At 70.1% G+C, this 17,944-nt stretch carries 15 protein-coding genes; 6 read left to right on the top strand and 9 right to left on the bottom strand.

Annotated elements, in window-relative coordinates:
- Window positions 1-1,088: M48 family metallopeptidase (locus tag VEC03_RS13655; RefSeq protein WP_324916031.1), on the bottom strand; the 1,088-nt coding region annotated here is incomplete at its 3' end.
- 52 nt (window positions 1,089-1,140) lie between these two features.
- On the opposite strand from VEC03_RS13655, the gene orn reads away from it, so the two are divergent.
- The 3 genes from orn (at window position 1,141) to VEC03_RS13670 (ending at window position 4,504) form a co-directional block, all read left to right on the top strand.
- A complete protein-coding gene (gene orn / locus VEC03_RS13660; protein WP_324916033.1) occupies window positions 1,141-1,728 on the top strand; it encodes an oligoribonuclease in 588 nt (195 codons plus the stop codon).
- A 257-nt stretch (window positions 1,729-1,985) separates the two neighbouring features.
- Window positions 1,986-3,629: a DEAD/DEAH box helicase gene (locus VEC03_RS13665; protein ID WP_324916035.1), complete on the top strand. Its 1,644-nt coding sequence runs from the start codon at window positions 1,986-1,988 to the stop codon at window positions 3,627-3,629.
- 35 nt (window positions 3,630-3,664) lie between these two features.
- The gene (locus VEC03_RS13670) at window positions 3,665-4,504 is read left to right on the top strand and encodes an IclR family transcriptional regulator (protein WP_324916037.1); all 840 of its coding nucleotides are present in this window, start codon (window positions 3,665-3,667) and stop codon (window positions 4,502-4,504) included.
- Between the two features lie 61 nt (window positions 4,505-4,565).
- Here the strand turns inward: VEC03_RS13670 and VEC03_RS13675 are convergent, their stop codons facing one another.
- From VEC03_RS13675 to VEC03_RS13710, 8 genes are all read right to left on the bottom strand, one after another.
- Window positions 4,566-5,729 carry an ABC transporter substrate-binding protein gene (locus tag VEC03_RS13675; RefSeq protein WP_324916039.1) on the bottom strand — a complete coding sequence of 388 codons (1,164 nt, stop codon included), beginning with the start codon at window positions 5,727-5,729 and terminating at the stop codon, window positions 4,566-4,568.
- 41 nt (window positions 5,730-5,770) lie between these two features.
- Window positions 5,771-6,478, bottom strand: coding sequence for an ABC transporter ATP-binding protein (locus VEC03_RS13680; RefSeq protein WP_324916041.1), 708 nt, complete (start codon window positions 6,476-6,478; stop codon window positions 5,771-5,773).
- Complete coding sequence (locus VEC03_RS13685; protein ID WP_324916043.1) at window positions 6,465-7,229, bottom strand: ABC transporter ATP-binding protein; 765 nt, start codon at window positions 7,227-7,229, stop codon at window positions 6,465-6,467. The genes VEC03_RS13680 and VEC03_RS13685 overlap by 14 nt, the downstream gene beginning before the upstream one ends.
- Entirely contained in the window at window positions 7,222-8,253 is a 1,032-nt protein-coding gene (locus VEC03_RS13690; RefSeq protein ID WP_324916045.1) for a branched-chain amino acid ABC transporter permease, read from the bottom strand. Before VEC03_RS13690 ends, VEC03_RS13685 begins: the two co-directional genes overlap by 8 nt.
- Window positions 8,250-9,113, bottom strand: a complete 864-nt coding sequence (locus VEC03_RS13695) for a branched-chain amino acid ABC transporter permease (protein WP_324916046.1) — start codon at window positions 9,111-9,113, stop codon at window positions 8,250-8,252. Before VEC03_RS13695 ends, VEC03_RS13690 begins: the two co-directional genes overlap by 4 nt.
- Window positions 9,114-9,367: 254 nt before the next feature.
- Window positions 9,368-10,603: a multidrug effflux MFS transporter gene (locus tag VEC03_RS13700; RefSeq protein WP_324916047.1), complete on the bottom strand. Its 1,236-nt coding sequence runs from the start codon at window positions 10,601-10,603 to the stop codon at window positions 9,368-9,370.
- Between the two features lie 129 nt (window positions 10,604-10,732).
- Complete coding sequence (locus VEC03_RS13705; RefSeq protein ID WP_324916049.1) at window positions 10,733-10,996, bottom strand: hypothetical protein; 264 nt, start codon at window positions 10,994-10,996, stop codon at window positions 10,733-10,735.
- A gap of 335 nt (window positions 10,997-11,331) precedes the next feature.
- Window positions 11,332-12,450, bottom strand: coding sequence for a PepSY-associated TM helix domain-containing protein (locus VEC03_RS13710; protein WP_324916050.1), 1,119 nt, complete (start codon window positions 12,448-12,450; stop codon window positions 11,332-11,334).
- A gap of 49 nt (window positions 12,451-12,499) precedes the next feature.
- On the opposite strand from VEC03_RS13710, the gene VEC03_RS13715 reads away from it, so the two are divergent.
- The 3 genes from VEC03_RS13715 (at window position 12,500) to VEC03_RS13725 (ending at window position 17,868) form a co-directional block, all read left to right on the top strand.
- Window positions 12,500-14,596, top strand: coding sequence for a TonB-dependent siderophore receptor (locus VEC03_RS13715; RefSeq protein WP_324916052.1), 2,097 nt, complete (start codon window positions 12,500-12,502; stop codon window positions 14,594-14,596).
- A 22-nt stretch (window positions 14,597-14,618) separates the two neighbouring features.
- Window positions 14,619-16,574, top strand: a complete 1,956-nt coding sequence (locus VEC03_RS13720) for a cytochrome c/FTR1 family iron permease (protein WP_324916053.1) — start codon at window positions 14,619-14,621, stop codon at window positions 16,572-16,574.
- Between the two features lie 73 nt (window positions 16,575-16,647).
- On the top strand, window positions 16,648-17,868 hold the full coding sequence (locus VEC03_RS13725) for a c-type cytochrome (protein WP_324916054.1): 1,221 nt from the start codon (window positions 16,648-16,650) through the stop codon (window positions 17,866-17,868).
- Window positions 17,869-17,944 lie beyond the last annotated feature (76 nt).

Here is a 17,944-nt window from a genome sequence, read left to right on the forward strand (position 1 = left end):
AATTCGTGGCGGCGCGAGAACTGCGCCAGCAGCGGCGAGATGAAATAGGTGAACACCGGCACCGCCAGCATGAACAGCAGCAGCGCCAGGGCATCGTTCGGGCCTTCCAGGTTGGGCCGCACGCCCAGCCCGGTGTAGAACCAGACCCGGCTGGCCAGCGATCCCAGCAGCGCGAAGCCCAGCAGGCTCAGCGCGAACAGGGCCACGATGCGCTTGATGATGTGCTTGTGCTTGAAGTGCCCGAGCTCGTGCGCCAGCACGGCATCCACTTCCGCGGGAGACAGCTTGGAGAGCAGGGTGTCGTAGAAGACCACGCGCTTGGCCGCGCCGAAGCCGGTGAAGTAGGCGTTGGCGTGGGCGCTGCGCCGGCTGCCGTCCATGACGAACAGGCCCTTGGCGCGGAAGCCGCAGCGCTGCATCAGCGCGGTGACGCGCGACTTCAGTTCCTCGTCCTCCAGCGGCTTGAACTTGTTGAACCAGGGCGCGATGAAGAGTGGGTAGACCACCATCGCGAGCAGGTTCACGCCCATCCACACGGCCCAGGCCCAGACCCACCACAGCGGCCCGGCCGCGCCCATCAGCCACAGGATCAGCCAGGCGATCGGTCCGCCGATCACCACGGCCAGTACCAGCCCCTTGGCCAGGTCGGCGATCCACAGCTTCCAGGTCATCTTGTTGAAGCCGAAGCGCTCCTCCACCACGAAGGTGCCGTACAGGGAGAAGGGCAGCTCCAGCAGGCCGCCAATCAGGACGAAGCCAGCCAGCAGCGCGAGCTGTTGCGCCATGCCCGGACCCAGCGCGGCGAGCAGGGCCTGGTTGAGGGCGTGCAGCCCGCCCAGCAGGGTCCAGCCCAGCAGCACGGCGGCGCCGAACGCCATCTCCAGCAGGCCGACGCGCGCCTTGGCCAGGGTGTAGTCGGCCGCCTTCTGGTGGGCGGCCAGCGGGACCGTGCCGGCGAAATCGGCGGGCACTTCGGCGCGGTGGCGCGCCACGTGCCGGATCTGGCGGGTGGCGAGCCAGAATTTCACGCCCAGCCCCGCCAGCAGGGCGAGGGCGAAGGCCAGGGTCCAGAGATACGACGCGCTCATCGCGGCGAGTGTAGGGAATCCGCCGGTCGTCCGCTGCGGTGACAATCGGGCGATGACCGACATCGCTCCCGCCGCCGAAGTCGCGGCCCTGCAGAAAAACGACCAGAACCTGGTGTGGCTCGACTGCGAGATGACGGGGCTGGACCCGGAAGTCGACCGCATCATCGAGATCGCCGTGGTGGTCACCGGCCCCCTGCTGGAGCCGCGCGTGGAAGGGCCGGTGTTCGCCATCCACCAGACCGACGAGCAGCTCGACCGGATGGACAACTGGAACAAGACCACGCACGGGCGCAGCGGGCTGACCGACCGGGTGAAGGCCTCGGTCATCTCCGAGGCGATCGCCGAGCAGGCCGTGCTGGACTTCATCGGACAGTACGTGGACAAGGGGGTCTCGCCGATGTGCGGCAACACCATCGGCCAGGACCGGCGCTTCCTCGTCAAGTACATGCCGCGGCTGGAGGCCTGGTTCCACTACCGCAACCTCGACGTCAGCACGCTCAAGGAACTGGCGCGCCGCTGGCGGCCCGAGATCTACAACAACTTCAAGAAGCGGCAGGCGCACACGGCGCTGGCCGACGTGCACGAGTCGATCGACGAACTCGCGCACTACCGGCAGCACTTCATCCGGCTCGGGGAATAGAAGCCGCTCCCCAGCACGCGCGGCGCGCTTGTGGGACAATCACGGTCTTCGCGGCGCACACCGTGCCGCAATTCCCGCATCCGACCTTCATGCACAGGCCCCCGATGGGCCACCGGCGCCACGCGCCGGACGTCGTTGATGGTTGCATGTTCCCTTGACCATTGACGACGGCGTTCTGATCGGTGGGGGTCAGAGAAATTGCTTCGCAATTTTGTGATCAGACCCCCAAGGAATCCGACTCGCCGCATGAAAGTTCCATGACCGACACGTTCGACGTGCAGGGCGACTTCGCGCCCGCGCACACCTCCTTCGAAGACACCACCGCCACGGCCGCGCTGCCGAACGGCTTCACCCGCCTGGGCCTGGAGCCCGAGCTGATCGCCGCCGTGGAGGACCTCGGCTTCTCGCAGCCCACCGCGGTGCAGGAAGAAGTGATCCCGCGGGCGCTGCCCACCGGCCAGGAAGGTGGCGACGCCTTCATCGACCTGATGGTGTCCAGCCAGACCGGCAGCGGCAAGACCGCGGCCTTCCTGCTGCCGGTGCTGCACACGCTGCTGCAGATGCAGCGCGAGACCCTGGAGCGTGAGCGCGCCGAGGAAAAGCGCCAGGCCGAGGAGGCCGCCGCCCGCGGCGAGGCGCCGCCCAAGCGCCGCCGCCGCAATCCGGCCGACCCGCGCAACTTCAAGCCGGCGGTGCCCGGCGCGCTGGTGCTGTGCCCGACGCGAGAGCTGGCGCAGCAGGTGGCGCACGACGCCATCGACCTGGTGAAGCACTGCAAGGGCCTGCGCATCGCCAACGTGGTGGGCGGCATGCCCTACCAGCTGCAGATCGCCCGCCTGCAGAACGCCAACCTGGTGGTCGCCACCCCCGGCCGCCTGCTGGACCTGCAGCGCTCGGGACAGATCCAGCTCGAGCAGGTGCGCTTCCTGGTGGTGGACGAGGCCGACCGCATGCTGGACCTGGGCTTCGCCGACGACCTGGCGGAGATCCAGCAGCTGACGGCGCAGCGGCAGCAGACCATGATGTTCAGCGCCACCTTCGCGCCGCGCATCCAGCAGCTGGCCGCGCGCGTGATGCGCCAGCCGCAGAAGATCCAGATCGACACGCCGCAGGAGCGCCACGCCAACATCCGGCAGGTGCTGTTCTGGGCCGACCACCCGCAGCACAAGCGCGCGCTGCTGGACCACTGGCTGCGCGATGCGTCCATCGACCAGGCCATCGTGTTCGCCTCGACCCAGGTCGAGTGCGACGCGCTCGCCGGCGACCTGCAGCAGGCCGGCTTCGCCGCCGTGGCGCTGCACGGGGCCCTGAGCCAGGGCCTGCGCAACCGCCGGCTGGGCGCGCTGCGCAACGGCCAGGTGCAGATCCTGGTGGCCACCGACGTGGCGGCGCGCGGCATCGACGTGCCGACGATCACGCACGTGTTCAACTTCGGCCTGCCGATGAAGAGCGAGGACTACACGCACCGCAGCGGCCGCACCGGCCGCGCCGGGCGCGACGGCCTGGCGGTGACCTTCGCCGAATACCGCGACCGGTTCCGCATCTTCGACATCGAGGCGTTCACCAAGCAGCCGTTCAAGGCCGAGGTGGTGGCGGGGCTGGAGCCGCAGCAGCGGCCGCCGCGCGCGCCGCAACCGGGCTTCGGCGGCCGCGGTCGCAACGGCGCCTCCGCGCCGCGCGGCGGCGCACCCGGTCCGCGTGGCGGCCATGGCGCCCGCCGCAGCCCCGGTGGCGAATACGGCCGCAAGGCCGGCTTCGGCGATTTCGGCGGCGACCGCCGCGAGCGCGAGGCCTCGCCCTGGGAGAAGCCGGCGCCGCGCTCGTTCGCCAAGCCCGGCAACGGCGGCAAGGTGTTCGTGCCGCGCGATGCGAAGAAGCGCGCGTACAAGCCGGCGCGCTGAGCGCCGCATGGGCCGGCGCTGACACAATCGCGGCCATGGCCGCACGCCGCGATCCCGCTTCCGCTGCGCCCCCGCGCGCCTCGAGACCCGTCGAAGACCGGCACTTCGTGACCGCGCTGGCCCGCGGCCTCGAGGTGCTGGCCTGTTTCCGCACCGGCTCCGTCCTGGGCAACCAGGAGCTCGCCGTGCGCTGCCAGCTGCCCAAGTCCACCGTCTCGCGGCTGACCGCCACGCTGACGCGCCTGGGCTACCTGATCCAGATCGGCGAGAGCGGCAAGTTCCGCCTGGGCACCGCGACCCTGTCGCTGGGCAGCGCCATGCTGTCGAAGCTGGACGTGCGGCAGGTTGCGCGGCCGTGGATGGAGGAACTGGCCGCGCAGTGCAAGGTGGAAGTGGCGCTGGGCGCGCGCGACCGCCTGTCCATGATCTACATCGAGTCCTGCCGCAGCCCGCGTCCGCCCGCGGTCGTGCTGGACGTGGGCGCCCGCATCCCGGTGGCGACCACGGCGATGGGCCGTGCCTGGCTGTCGGCCATCGACGGCCACGAGCGGGAGGAATTCCTGGAGCGGGTCCGCCGGCGCGATGCGGCGGCCTGGCCGGAGACGAAGCGCGGCATCGAGCGCTCGCTGCACGAGCACCGCACGCTGGGCGTGACCTGCTCCTTCGGCGAATGGCAGTCCCACATCAACGGCATCGCCTGCGCCGTGCGCCCGGGCGACGGCCTGCCGCCGATGGCGATCAGCTGCGGTGGCCCCGCGGCCCGGCTGTCCCCGCGCCAGCTGCTGGCCGAGGTGCGCCCGCGCCTGATCGCGATGGTGGCCCGCATCGAGGATGCGCTCACGCTGCCGAACGGCCGGGCCCGCTGGTCCGCCTGAAGGCGCTTCCCAACGAAAAGGGCGTGCCGCGGCACGCCCTTTTCGCTGCAAGCCGGCCGGCTTACTTGAAGGAACTGAGCGCGCGTTCCTTGACCTTGCCGCCTTCCACCACCGCGACGCGGGTGTCGGCCAGCGAGCCGCCGCGCTCGTCCACGCCGTCCAGCCCGTGCGGGTTCACCGACGCCGGCAGCTGCTTCATGGCCTTGTCGAGGTTGGCGCGGATCGCCACGGCGTCGGTCACGGTGCCGGCCAGCTTCATGGCCATCGCGGTCGCGTGCACCGTGGTGTAGTTGAGCGACACCTCCGAGCTCGGGTTGCGGCCCGGGTAGGCCTTCTGGAAGCGCTGCACGAAGGCGCGGGTGTCGGGGGCGGAGTCGTCCACCACCGGCAGCACGCCGATCGAGCCTTCCAGGGCCTGGTAGCCGCCCATCACCTTGGCCATCTCGTCCATCTTGGCCTGGTCGATGATCACGAAGCCGCCCTTGAAGCCCAGTTCGCGCGCCTGCTTGGCCACCAGCGCGGTCGGCTCGGAGGCGCCGCCGATGAACATCACGTCCGGCTTGGCCGCCGCCACGCGGCTGACGCCGCTGTAGAAGTCGGTCGACTTGTTGTAGCTCATCGGGTTCTCGGCCACGATCTTGCCGCCCGCGGCTTCCCAGGCCGGCTTGAAGGCGGCCATCCAGGCCTTGGCGTAGTCGTGGTCGGCTGCGGCGATCGCCAGGTTCTTGCCGTACTTGCCCATCGCATGCTTGATGAAGGGCTGGATGTAGGTGGTGAACTCCGGCGGGATGCGCAGCGTCATCTTGTTGCCGCGGGCGGTGACCTGCGGCACGCTGGTGTAGGACAGCAGCAGGTACTTCTGCTGCTCGTTGTTGGTCTGCAGCGCGAAGGTGCCGCCCGAGTGCGGGGTCAGGATCGCCGGCGTCTTGTGCTCCTGCACCAGGCGCTGGGCGTTGATGGCGGTCTCGCTGGGGTTGTACTTGTCGTCCAGCGCGACGATCTCCAGCTTGTACTTCTTGCCGCCCACCTCGAAGCCGGCCGCGTTGATCTCGTTGACGGCCATCTGCATGCCGTCCAGCACGTTCTTGCCGTACAGCGCGGCGCCGCCGGACAGCGGCCCCGAGTAGCCGATCTTCACCACCTCCTGGGCGAGGGCGGGTGCGCCGGCCAGCGCGCCGAAGGCGACGGCTGCGGCGATGCGTTGCAGTTGCTTGGGAAATGCCATGGTGCTTTGTCTCCTGGATGGCGAAGGGAAAGGGGAAGTGCTCAGGCCCCGATGTAGGCCTTGCGGACGGATTCGTTGCCCATCAGGCTGTCGCGATCGCCTTCCATGACGATGCGGCCGCCCTCGATCACGTAGGCGCGGTGGGCGATCTTCAGCGCGGCATAGGCGTTCTGCTCGGCCAGCAGCACGGTGGTGCCGGCCTTGTTGATCCGCTGGATCACCTCGAACACCTGCTTGACCACCAGCGGCGCCAGGCCCAGCGAGGGCTCGTCCAGCAGCAGCGCCTGCGGCCGGCTCATGAGGGCGCGGCCGATGGCCACCATCTGCTGCTGCCCGCCCGAGAGCGAGCCGGCCGCCTGCTCGCGGCGCTCGGCCAGGATGGGGAACAGCTCGAACACCTCGTCCAGGCGCTTCTGGTTGCCGGCCTTGTCGCGGCGGTGCACGTAGGCGCCCAGCATCAGGTTCTTGAGCACCGACATCTGCGGGAACAGCTTGCGGCCCTCGGGGCACAGCACCACGCCGCGCTCGACCACCTCGGACGGCTTCATGCCCGCGAGTTCGTGGTGGCGGAAGCGGATGGAGCCGCCGCTGGCCTTCAGCAGGCCGCTGGCCGTGAGGAAGATCGTGCTCTTGCCGGCGCCGTTGGCCCCCAGCAGGACCACCAGCTCGCCTTCCTTCGCCTGCAGGCTGATGCCGTCCAGGGCGCGGAAGCTGCCGTAATGCTGCGAGACGTTCTCAAGCGCCAGCATGCTCGCTGCCCAGGTAGGCGTCGATGACGGCCGGGTTGCTGCGGATCTCGGCGGGGGTGCCCTCGGCGATCTTCTCGCCGTAGTTCAGCACCATGATCTTGTCGGCCAGGCTCATGATCATGTCCATCTTGTGTTCGATCAGGCAGACCGTGATGCCGTGCCGCACGAACTTGCGGATCAGGTCGGCCAGGCCCGCGGTCTCCTCCGGGTTGACGCCGCCGGCGGGTTCGTCCAGCAGCACCAGCGTGGGATCGGTGGACAGCGCCAGCGCGAAGGCGACGCGCTTGCGCTCCTCCTGCGAGATGTCGCCGGCCAGCCGGTTGGCGACGTGCGACAGGCCGACGAAGTCCAGGGCGGCGCGCGCCTTCTCGCGGCAGGCGCGCTCCTCCTCGCGCAGCCGGCGCGAGTTGAACAGCACGTCAACCAGCCCCGACTTCGTGCGCAGTCGGTGGCCCACGATCAGGTTGTCCAGCACCGTGGCCATGTCGAACAGGGTGGTGGCCTGGAAGGTGCGCGAGATCCCGAGCTGCGCGACCTGGTCGGCGCGCAGCCCCGCGAGGTCGCGGCCCTCGAACACGATGGAGCCGGAGCTCGGTGGCAGCGTGCCGCTCACCAGGTTGAAGAAGGTGGTCTTGCCGGCGCCGTTGGGTCCGATGATGGCGTTGACCTTGCCGCGTTCCACCGTGGTGGAGACGTCGTGGACGGCGGTGAGGCCGCCGAATCGCTTGCTGACGTTGAGGATCTCAAGCACGGCTGGCTCCCGGCTGCGCGTCCGTCGGCGTGGTTTCGGCGGCGGCGCTGCGAGCCGCCGGTGCGGGCGCCGGACCCGCGGCGGCAGCCCGCCGTGCGCGCCAGCCCAGCCAGGTGCCGACGATGCCGTGCGGCAGGAAGATCACCAGCGCGACCAGCAGCGGCCCGAACACGATGAAGCGGAACTCCTGCAGGAACTGCAGGTACTGGGTGAGCCAGGGCACGGCCAGTGCGCCGAGCAGCGGGCCGAGCAGGGTGCCCAGGCCGCCCACCAGCATGTACATGGTCATGTCGAAGCTGTGTTCCACGCCGGCCACGCCGGGGCCAAGGAAGCGCACGAAGCCGGCATACAGCCCGCCGGCCAGCCCGGCGTAGAACACCGACAGCATGAAGGCGAGCAGCTTGTTGCGCATCAGCGGCATGCCCAGCGCCTCGGCCAGCGCCTCGCCGTTGCGGATCGCCATGAAGGTGCGCCCGAGCAGCGAGTTGGCGATGCGGCCCATGACGAACACGGCCAGCACCAGGAAGAAGAACACCAGGTAGTACAGCGAGCGGGGCGTGTCGAAGGCGATCGGCCCGATCGCGCTCGGAGCGGGGATGCCGATGATGCCCACCGTGCCGTGGGTGAGGCTCTCCCACTTCTCGATCACCAGGTACATGATGTAGCCCACGCACAGGGTGAAGATCGAGAAGTAGTGGCCCTTCAGCCGCAGCGACACCAGCCCGACGAAGAAGCCGAGCGCGGCGGCCGTGAAGCCGGACAGCGCGAAGGCGATCCAGAACGGCACCTGGTGGTCCACGGTGAGGATGCCCACCGTGTACGCCCCCACCGCCATGAAGCCGCTGTGCGCCAGGTTGTACTGGCCGGTGTAGCCGGTGATCAGGTTCAGCCCCAGCGTCGCGATCGCGAAGATGTAGGCGGTGGACATCACCGTCAGGTGGTAGTCGTTCTTCGCCAGGAAGGGGAAGGCCAGCCCCAGCGCCAGCAGCAGCATCCAGCCCGGCTTGCCGGTGAGGTACTTCATCCGTGCGCTCCCTTGAACAGGCCTTGCGGGCGCAGCGAGAGGATCGCCACCAGCAGCGCGAAGGCGATGATGTCCTTGTAGTCGGTGGAGATGTAGAAGGCGCCGAAGCTCTCGGCGAAGCCGATGATCAGGCCGCCGGCGATGGCGCCGGGCACGCTGCCCATGCCGCCCAGGATGATGATCACGAAGGCCTTGGTGATCACCAGGTGGCCCATCGCCGGGTAGACCAGGTTGATCGGCGCATACAGCGTTGCGGCCACCGCGGCCAGCACGCCCGAGATGGCGAAGGTGAGCATGGACACGCGGTTGGCGTCGATGCCGACCAGCGAGGCGCCGTCGCGGTTCTGCGCCATCGCGATGATGGTCGAGCCGGTCACGGTGCGCGTCAGGAACAGGTGCAGCGCCACCACCAGGCCGAAGGCGGCGCCCACGATCATCAGCCGCTGCACCGGCGCGGTCACGCCGCCCAGTTCGACGATGCCGGTGTAGGGCGTCTGCATGCGGTGGAAGTCGGCGCCCCAGATCGCCTGCGCCGCCGCTTCCAGGAACAGCAGCACGCCGATGGCCGCGATCATCGGGTGCAGCCCCGAGGCGTTGCGCAGCGGGTGGAACACCAGCCGCTCGGCCAGCGTGGCCAGCAGCGCGACCGCGAGCGCGGAGCCGCCCATCGCCAGCCAGTAGTTGAAGCCCCAGGCCGACATCAGGTGGAAGGACACGAACGCGCCGGCCATGTACAGAGCCCCGTGTGCGAAGTTGGGCACGTGCAGGATGCCGTACACCAGGGTCAGGCCCAGCGCCACCAGGCTGTAGATGCCGCCCAGCGTGAGGCCGTTCAGGACTTGTTGCAGGAAGAGGTCCATGGGTCTTTCGTGCGGGGCGGACGGCAGGTGCGCCGCGCCTCTCGGACCCATGTTGCCTGCGTCATCGCGCGGATTCGCGGCCGCAGTTCTGCAGTGCGGAACACAGGAGGGAAAACACCAGCACTCGACGCCCCCTGCATGTCACGTAGGCGGCACGGTGCGCACGCAATGAATACGTTCGTTGGATGCGGCGCCCGTGCGCCATGAGTACGTTCGTTGGACCGCGTTGCGCCGCGGCCGCGCGGGCAGCGCCGTCAGGCGTGCGCGACCACGTGCCGGCCGATCTCCGGCCAGCGACTGTGCACGTACAGCCAGGCGAACAGCCCCACGCTCATCATCAGCAGCGAGGCGACCGCCAGCCAGGCGGTGGAGTGCATCACCAGCGGCGCGATCACGCCCGCCACGATGCCGTTGGCGGTGGAGCCGATCACGGCCTGCAGCGAGGAGGCCAGGCCGCGCCGGTCCGGATTGAGGTCCAGCACCAGCAGGGTCACCACCGGCACCATCAGCGACCAGCCGAAGGCGAACAGCGCGATCGGCAGGAGGGCCCACCAGGCCTGGGCCGGGAACAGCAGGTTGGCCGCCACGTTCAGCAGCGAGATCGCCAGCATGATCACGAAGCCATGCCGGATCTGCTGCTTGGGCGGGATGCGCCCGGCCAGCCGCCCGCTGAACCAGGCGCCGCCCATGATGCCGGTGATGGTGAGCACGAAGAACCAGAAGAACTCGGTGGGCGCGAGCCGCAGGTGCGTGCCCAGGAACTCCGGCGCCGCCAGCACGTACAGGAACATGCCGTTGAAGGGCACGCCGCTGGCCAGCGCCAGCAGCAGGAAGCGCGGGCTGGAGACCAGTGACCAGTAGCCCTGCATCAGGTTGCGCGCGTTGAAGGGCTGGCGGTGGTCGAGGTGCAGCGTTTCCGGCAGCAGCTTCCAGTTGGCCACCCACAGCAGCACGCCCACTGCCGTGAGGAACCAGAAGATCGAGTGCCAGTCCAGGTGCACGAACAGCCAGCCGCCGATGATGGGCGCCACGGCCGGCGCGACGCCGAAGTAGATGGTCACCTGGCTCATGACCTTCTGGGCCTGCGCCGGCGGGAACATGTCGCGGATCACCGCGCGCGACACCACGATGCCGGCGCCGGTCGACAGCCCCTGCAGACCGCGGAAGAACACCAGCTGGCCGATGGTCTGCGACAGCGCGCAGCCGATCGACGCGATCGTGAACACGGCGATACCCCACAGCACCACCGGCCGGCGGCCGAAGCTGTCCGACAGCGCGCCGTGGAACAGGTTCATGAAGGCGAACCCGAACAGGTAGGCCGAGAGCGTCTGCTGCATCTCGACCGGCGTCGCGCCGATCGCGGCCGCGATCCCGGAGAACGCCGGGATGTAGGTGTCGATCGAGAACGGCCCCAGCATGCCCAGCACGGCGAGCAGGACCGCCAGCGCCCAGCGCGGGGCGCGCCACAGCTTGTCGGCGTCGGGGTTCACGCGAGCCGCTCCGTGGGGGAGGGCGGTTGGGATTCGGGGGAGTCGGTCGCGTGCGGGGTCGGGATCATGTGGCCCCGATGTTAGAGGCAAGTCGCGGCGCGCTGCGTCGCCGCGCCGCGCCCCGGCGCGTCAGAACGGTGCCGCGGGCGCCGTGTCCGGCTGGCGCACGGGAAGGGGTCGCACGGCGGCGTCGAAGAAGGCCTTGTCCAGGTGGCGTGCGAAGCGCGTGGGCCAGGTATCGCGTGGGTAGAACGCGGTGCCGCGCGGACCCGACAGGCGCACCAGCCCGTCGGCCTGCAGGGCGATGCGGAAGCTGCCGGGATCGCGGCCGCGCTCGCGCAGCAGGCTGTCCAGCAGCGCGCGTTCGTCGGGGCGGAGTTCGGGGGCAGGCATGCCGCGCATCTTGGCCCCGCCCGCAGCCTGAGCGGTAGGCGCCCGAGAGGCAGCGCGTGTAGGACGGCGCCTTGCAGGTCAACGCAACGTGAGTCGTCGCACGAACGGGCGCAGCGCTGTCCTACGAGACCGACCAGCCGCCGTGGCGACCATCGCAGTCAAGCGAAGCCTTTCGTCACATCGAGCATCCGGCCGCAGCCGGCACAGCGGAGACTGACATGCCCCCGGAAGATTTCGGACTGGTCGGTACGCCCTATTTCTGGACAGGGATCGGCAGCGTGGTCGCCGTCTGGGCGATCGTGATGCTGGTGCTCTGGTCCTGAGCCCGCCCCGCGTCAGCGGTTGGGCTGCCCTGCCGCCGCGCCGGTGCGGCGGGCGCGCGGCACGCGCCTTCGCTTCCACCACAACAGCAGGCCGCTGCCACCCAGGGTCGCCAGCGCCAGCCCCGTCACGCCCACCAGCACCTCGTGCAGCGGGCCGCCCAGCACGCCCGTGTGCAGCGGATAGGCGAAGGACACCAGCCGGTTGCCGGGGTCCAGCTCGGACCAGCGCACGGTCCGCAGCACCCGGCCATGCGCTGGATCCAGCCAGACCGAGGTGAGGCCGTTCGGATGCGGGTCGTCCGGCAGCTTCAGGCGCACGCGCACCGGCTGCGTGGCCGAGGCCGGCACCTGGACGTAACCCACCCGCCCGCTGGGAAAGCGGGCTTGTGCCTGGCGCACCAGCGCGTCCAGCGATGAGCCGCTGCGGGCGGCCGGTGCCTGCAGCTTCGGCGGCGCGACCGGCGTGCCGCCAGCCGCCGTCGTCACCAGCGTGCGCAGGGGCGGCCAGGCCATGTAGGCGCCGCTGGCGACGGACACTAGGATCAGCAGGCCCAGCAGGGCGCCGGCCGTGTTGTGCAGGTCCAGCAGGCTCCTCAGGGCGCCGGCGCGCCATTGGATGCGGAAGGACGGTGGCCAGCGCCGCGGCCACCACAGCACCAGCCCCGTCGCCAGCAGGAACAGGTAGGTCACGGCCGCGGTGGTGAGCACCGCCTTGCCGGTGTCGCCCAGCAGCAGCGAGCTGTGCAGCTCGAAGAGCAGGTTGTAGGCGCCTTCGGTCTCACCCCGCCGCCCCAGTTCACGACCCTCGGCATCGAAATAGACCACCCCGTCCCACGGCCCGCTCACGTACGCCCACAGGGTCTCGCCCGGCGCGCGCGGCGGCCGGAGGGTGTAGCTGGCGCGGTCGCCGAAGCTGCGGTCCAGGTGCAGGCGGACCGTATCGAGCGAAGGACTCGCGATAACCGCGGGGGCAACGGGGTCTCGGAACAGCGCCGGATGGCTCCACTGGTCCAGCGGCCTGGCCAGGGTGAGCAGGGCGCCCAGGAAGCCCGCCAGCACCAGCAACCAACCCAGTGCGAGGGCCACCCAGCGATGCAACCTGAGCCATGAGCCGCGCAAGGCAGGTTGCATGCTTTACACTTCGCGAATACGAACAATTCTCATTGAGGTTGACTTTACCATGCCCCAGTTCCATCGCCGCTCCGCCGTGTCCATCGCTGCCGCATTGGCCGTGCTGTCGTGGTCCGGTGGAACGCTGGCGCAGGACGGGGCGGTGCGCACGCTGCCGGAACTGAAGGTGACCAGCGAGCGGCCCAGCTTCAATTCGCGCAACGTGCAGGTCGGCGCCTTCCGCGACCAGGACCCGCTGGACGTGCCGCTGACCAACAACGTCATCACCCGCGGCGTGCTGGACGCGCAGGGCGCCAACACCCTGTTCGAGGCACTGCGCAACACGGCGGGCGTGACGCGCTCGCAGCTGAGCGGCTCCACCTACGACAACATCTCGATCCGCGGCATCCTGGTCGAGAACCGAGGCAACTACCGGCTCAACGGCTCGCTGCCGGTGATCAACCTCATCGACATCCCGCTGGAGAACAAGGAACGGGTCGAGGTGCTCAAGGGCGCGTCCTCGCTCTACTACGGGCTGGTGCCGCCCAGCGGCGTCGTCAACTTCGTGACCAAGCGCGCCGGCCCGGTGCCGGTGACCAGCGTCGCCACCTCGGTCAACAACCACGGCGGCATCGATGCGCACGTCGACATCGGCCGGCGCTTCGCCGACGGCGACATGGGCCTGCGCTTCAACGCGGCGGCCGGCAAACTGGACATCGGCATCGACAACTTCGACGGCGACCGCGGGCTGGTGGCGCTGGCCTACGACTGGCGCGTGCGCCCCGGCTTCGGGCTGAAGGCCGACCTGGAGCACTACCGCAAGGACGTGAGCGAGCAGGCCGCCATCGCGGTGCCGGCGGCCGTCGGCGGCGTGATCACGCTGCCGGGCATCCCGGACAACAAGCGCAACCTGGCCGGCAACTGGCAGCGCTACGACGCCGAGGCCACCAACCTGCTGCTGCGCGGCGACCTCGCGCTCGGCGACAACTGGTCCATGGTGCTGGAGGCCGGCCGCGCGGAAACGATCCGCGACCGGCGGTTCTCGCAGTTCCAGGGCTTCGACCTGGGCACCGGCGAGGGGTCGCTGGTGATCTTCTTCGCCAACGGCCAGAAGTACGTCAACAACAACTACCGGGCCGAGGTGACCGGCCTGCTGGGCAGCGGGACCATCCGGCACGAGCTCACCATCGGCTACACGCGCAACGAGCGCAACGCCTACTCGGGTGCCTCCGCGCCCCGGGCCACGGTGCCGCAGAACCTCTACAACCCGCGCACGATCGCGCCGCTGAACCCGGCGCTGACCGCCGGTACCGACTCGACGATCGTCGACAAGGGCCTGTACGTGTTCGACCGCGTGATGCTGGGCGAGCGCTGGCAGGTGCTGGCCGGCCTGCGTGCGGCGGACTACAGCAACACCACCACCGTCTCGCGCTTCGACGCGGACAAGGTCTCGCCCAACCTGTCGGTGATGTACAAGCCCAACCCCGACACCTCCATCTACGCCAGCTACCTCGAAGGGCTGGAGGAAACCGGCACCGCGCCGGCCAACCGCGCCAACACCGGCGAGATCCTGCCGCCGGCCGTGAACAAGCAGAAGGAGATCGGCATCAAGACGCGGGCCTTCGCCGGCGTGTTCGCGCAGGCCGCGCTGTTCCAGATCGACCGGCCGCAGACCACCGTCGACGCCGCCAACCGCTTCGTGCTCGGCGGCAAGAGTCGCTACCGCGGCCTGGAGCTGTCCGCCAGCGGCGACATCACGCCCAACTGGGGCATCGTCACCTCGATGCAGATCCTCGACGCCACCATCGCGTCGGTGGGCGCGGCCAACGCCGGCGAGCTGGGCAAGACGCCGGAGAACACGCCCCGCCGCACCTTCAGCCTGTTCGGCGAATACCGGGTGCCGCAGGTCGCCGGACTGTCGCTGAACGCCGGCCTGTTCCACGTCGGCAAGCGTGCGGTGAACAACCTGAACCAGGCCTTCGTCGGCGGCTACACCACGCTGTCGCTGGGCGCGCGCTATCGCACCCGGATGGCGGGCCAGGCCGTGACCCTGCAGGCCAACATCGACAACGCGACCGACCGCGACTACTGGGCGACCGCCGGCAACGGCCTGCTGGGCACCGGCGCGCCGCGCACCCTGCGCCTGGCCGCCAAGGTCGATTTCTGACGCCATGACCGAGGAGTACCGCATGGCCCGCTTTGCAAGCTGGGCGAATCGCCTGGCATCCGGCTGGCCGCTGGCGCTGCGCTGCCTGCTGGCGGCGCTGTGCCTGCAGGCGGCTCCGCTCGTCCATGCCCAGTCGCCGGCGGAGGCCGCACCATCGATCATCCACATGCTCGACTACGTGAGCGTGGACTACCCCGAGTTCGTGCAGGACGGCAAGGTGCTGGACGAGCCCGAGTACCAGGAGCAGAAGGAGTTCGCGGCGCGCTCGCTCGCGCTGCTGGAGCGCCTGCCCGTCAAGGCCGACAAGCCGGCGCTGGTCGCGAAGGCGCAGCGCCTGCTGGCCGCGATCGAGGTCAAGGCACCGGGCGCCGAGGTGTCGACCCTGGCTCGCCAGGTGGCGGCCGACGTGGTCCGCATCTACTCGGTGGCCGTGGCGCCGCGCCGCGCGCCGGACCTGGGCCGCGCGGCCACGCTGTTCCAGCAGCACTGCGCGTCCTGCCACGGCGAGCAGGGCCGCGGCGACGGCCCGGCCGCGCAGGGCATGGACCCGCCGGCCAGCAACTTCCACGACGCCGCGCGCATGCGCCAGCGCAGTCCCTACGGCCTGTACAACACCATCACGCTGGGCGTGGGCGGCACGCCCATGCGCGCGTTCACCGAACTGTCGGACGCCGACCGCTGGGCGCTGGCCTTCTTCGCCGCCGGCCTGCGCCAGGGGCCCGACACCCTGAAGCGCGGCGAGCAGCTGTGGCAGCAGGGCGTCGGCAAGACCGAGCTCGGCAGCCTGCGGCAACTGGTGACCGCCGCCCCCGGCGACCTCGCCGGCGACGACTTGGCGGCCGTGCAGGCGCACCTGCTGGCGCATCCCGAGGCGCTGGAGGCGGGCCGGCCCGGCGCACTCGCGTTCACCCGCGCCCGCTTGCAGCAGGCGCTGGCCGCCTACCAGCGTGGCGACCGCGAGGGCGCGCGACGCGACGCCATCACCGCCTACCTCGAGGGCTTCGAGCTGGTCGAGTCCAGCCTGGACAACGTCGCGCCCGAGCTGCGCGTGGCGACCGAGAAGGAAATGATGGCGCTGCGCCATGCCATCGACGACGGCCAGCCTGCGCAGGCCGTGGCGGGCCACGTGCAGCGCATCGACGCCCTGATCGACGAAGCCGAGGCCAAGCTCGGCGAAGGCGGCCTGTCGCCGCAGGCGGCCTTCACCAGCTCGCTGCTGATCCTGCTGCGCGAAGGCCTGGAAGCCATCCTGGTGCTCGCCGCGATCATCGCCTTCGTGCGCAAGACCGGCCGGCGCGATGCCATGCCCTGGATCCACGCCGGCTGGATCGCCGCCGCGCTGCTCGGCGCGGGGACCTGGGTGGTGTCCAACCACGTGCTGGAGATCACCGGCGCCAGCCGCGAGATGACCGAAGGCGTGTCCGCGCTGCTGGCGGCGGCGATGCTGCTGTACGTGGGCGCCTGGCTGCACAAGCGCTCGCATGCGCAGGCCTGGCAGTCCTTCATCCGCGAGCAGGTGACCTCGGCGCTGGAGCGACGCACCCTGTGGGCGATGGCCGGCATCGCCTTCCTGGCCGTGTACCGCGAGCTGTTCGAGGTGATCCTGTTCTACCAGGCGCTGTGGGCGCAGGCCGGCCCTGACGGCGGGCAGGCGGTGCTGGGCGGCATGGCCGCCGGCGCGGCCCTGCTGGTGGTGCTGGCCTGGGTGATCCTGCGCTTCGGCGTGCGGCTGCCGATCGGCCCCTTCTTCGCGCTCACCTCGGGCCTGCTGGTGGTGATGGCGGTGGTGTTCGTGGGCCACGGCATCGCGGCGCTGCAGGAAGCGGGCGTGCTGGGCGCGACACCGGCCGGCGACATCTCGCTGCCGCTGCTCGGCATCCACCCGACGGCGCAGGGGCTGCTGGCGCAGGGCGCGCTGGTGGCCGCGATCGCGATCACCTGGCTTGCGGGCCGGCGCAGGGCTGCGCGCACGACCTGAGTTCCTGTCACCCGAGCGGCGCTTCGTGCGTCTATGCCTGCAACCGACTCCCGGTTGCAGCAAGGACCCCACGATGCGCCCACCTCATTCGCGGCGACGCCTGTCGCGTGCACCCCTCCCGCTCGCCCTCGGCCTGTGCGGCCTGCTCCTGGCCGCCTGCGGCGGCTCGGACGGACCCGCCACGCCGACGCTCGATCCCGAACTCGTCGCGCAGGGCAAGCAGATCTTCCGCGAGGACACCTTCGGCGACGAGGTGCAGTGGACCGACACGCTGCGCATGCACGAGGTGATCGAGCAGAACGTCACGCCCAAGATCGCGCTCGCGGTCGGTCTCAAGGTCGATTCGGAGGCGCTGCCCGCCGCCGTCGTCGAGGGCATCCAGAAGGGCGCCGTCGACCTCGACGACCCGAAAACCACGCTGGCGCTGATCAAGCTCGGGGCGGTGGTCGGCGTCAAGGGCACGGTCGAGACGGTGGGCGGCGTCGAGCGCCTGACCAAGGTGGGCATCACCTGCGCCCTGTGCCATTCGACCGTCGACAACTCGTTCGCGCCCGGCATCGGCAAGCGCCTGGACGGCTGGGCCAACCGCGACCTCGATCCCGGGGCCATCATCTCGCTGTCGCCGGTGCTGAACGCGGCGCAGAAGGCCGTGTACGCCTCCTGGGGCAAGGGCAAGTTCGATCCGCGCTTCAACGTCGACGGCCAGAGCAAGCCGGTCGTGATCCCGCCCGCGTTCGGCCTGCTGGGCGTCACCAAGATCACCTACACCGGCGACGGCGACGAGATCGCCTACTGGAACCGCTACGTGTCGGTGGTGGAAATGGGCGGGCAGGGCTCCTTCTCCGAGCCGCGCCTGAACCTGGACGTGGTGCACGGCACGCAGGACCTGGTGTCGGACAAGCTGCCGGCGCTGCAGGCCTACCAGCTCTCGCTGGCTGCGCCCGCGGCTCCGGCCGGGTCCTTCGACGCCGCGGCCGCCGAGCGCGGCCGGGTGCTGTTCTTCGGTGCCGGCCAGTGCGTGAGCTGCCACTCCGGCGAAGCCTTCACCGACTCACGGCTGCATCCGCCTTCGGCTTCCATGGCCGAGCCGGAAACCCCCAGCTACGCCAGCCGCTCGGCGACCAAGATGTATCGCGCGACGCCGCTGCGCGGCAACTGGCAGCACCCGCCGTACTTCCACGACGGCTCCGCCGCCGACCAGGAAGCGGTGGTCGACACCTACAACAACCGCCTCGGCCTGGGCCTGTCGGCGCAGGAGGTGCAGGACCTGGCGCAGTACCTGCGATCGCTGTAAACCAAGGTCCGGGGCCCTGCCGCTGATCCACCCGGCGGCAGGGCCCCCGCGCCTGTGTGCGCAGAGCGGGCACGCG

The organism is Ramlibacter sp. (assembly GCF_035627355.1).
In the GTDB taxonomy this organism is placed as follows: Bacteria; Pseudomonadota; Gammaproteobacteria; order Burkholderiales; family Burkholderiaceae_C; genus Ramlibacter.

Bases quoted from the DNA above. Each gene is read 5' to 3' on its own strand.
- VEC03_RS13690 (WP_324916045.1), bottom strand. From the start codon at position 8,253: ATGAAGTACCTCACCGGCAAGCCGGGCTGGATGCTGCTGCTGGCGCTG.
- VEC03_RS13675 (WP_324916039.1), bottom strand. From the start codon at position 5,729: ATGGCATTTCCCAAGCAACTGCAACGCATCGCCGCAGCCGTCGCCTTC.
- VEC03_RS13665 (WP_324916035.1), top strand. From the start codon at position 1,986: ATGACCGACACGTTCGACGTGCAGGGCGACTTCGCGCCCGCGCACACC.
- VEC03_RS13725 (WP_324916054.1), top strand. From the start codon at position 16,648: ATGCGCCCACCTCATTCGCGGCGACGCCTGTCGCGTGCACCCCTCCCG.
- VEC03_RS13680 (WP_324916041.1), bottom strand. From the start codon at position 6,478: ATGCTGGCGCTTGAGAACGTCTCGCAGCATTACGGCAGCTTCCGCGCC.
- VEC03_RS13695 (WP_324916046.1), bottom strand. From the start codon at position 9,113: ATGGACCTCTTCCTGCAACAAGTCCTGAACGGCCTCACGCTGGGCGGC.
- VEC03_RS13670 (WP_324916037.1), top strand. From the start codon at position 3,665: ATGGCCGCACGCCGCGATCCCGCTTCCGCTGCGCCCCCGCGCGCCTCG.
- VEC03_RS13710 (WP_324916050.1), bottom strand. From the start codon at position 12,450: ATGCAACCTGCCTTGCGCGGCTCATGGCTCAGGTTGCATCGCTGGGTG.
- VEC03_RS13715 (WP_324916052.1), top strand. From the start codon at position 12,500: ATGCCCCAGTTCCATCGCCGCTCCGCCGTGTCCATCGCTGCCGCATTG.
- VEC03_RS13720 (WP_324916053.1), top strand. From the start codon at position 14,619: ATGGCCCGCTTTGCAAGCTGGGCGAATCGCCTGGCATCCGGCTGGCCG.
- orn (WP_324916033.1), top strand. From the start codon at position 1,141: ATGACCGACATCGCTCCCGCCGCCGAAGTCGCGGCCCTGCAGAAAAAC.
- VEC03_RS13705 (WP_324916049.1), bottom strand. From the start codon at position 10,996: ATGCCTGCCCCCGAACTCCGCCCCGACGAACGCGCGCTGCTGGACAGC.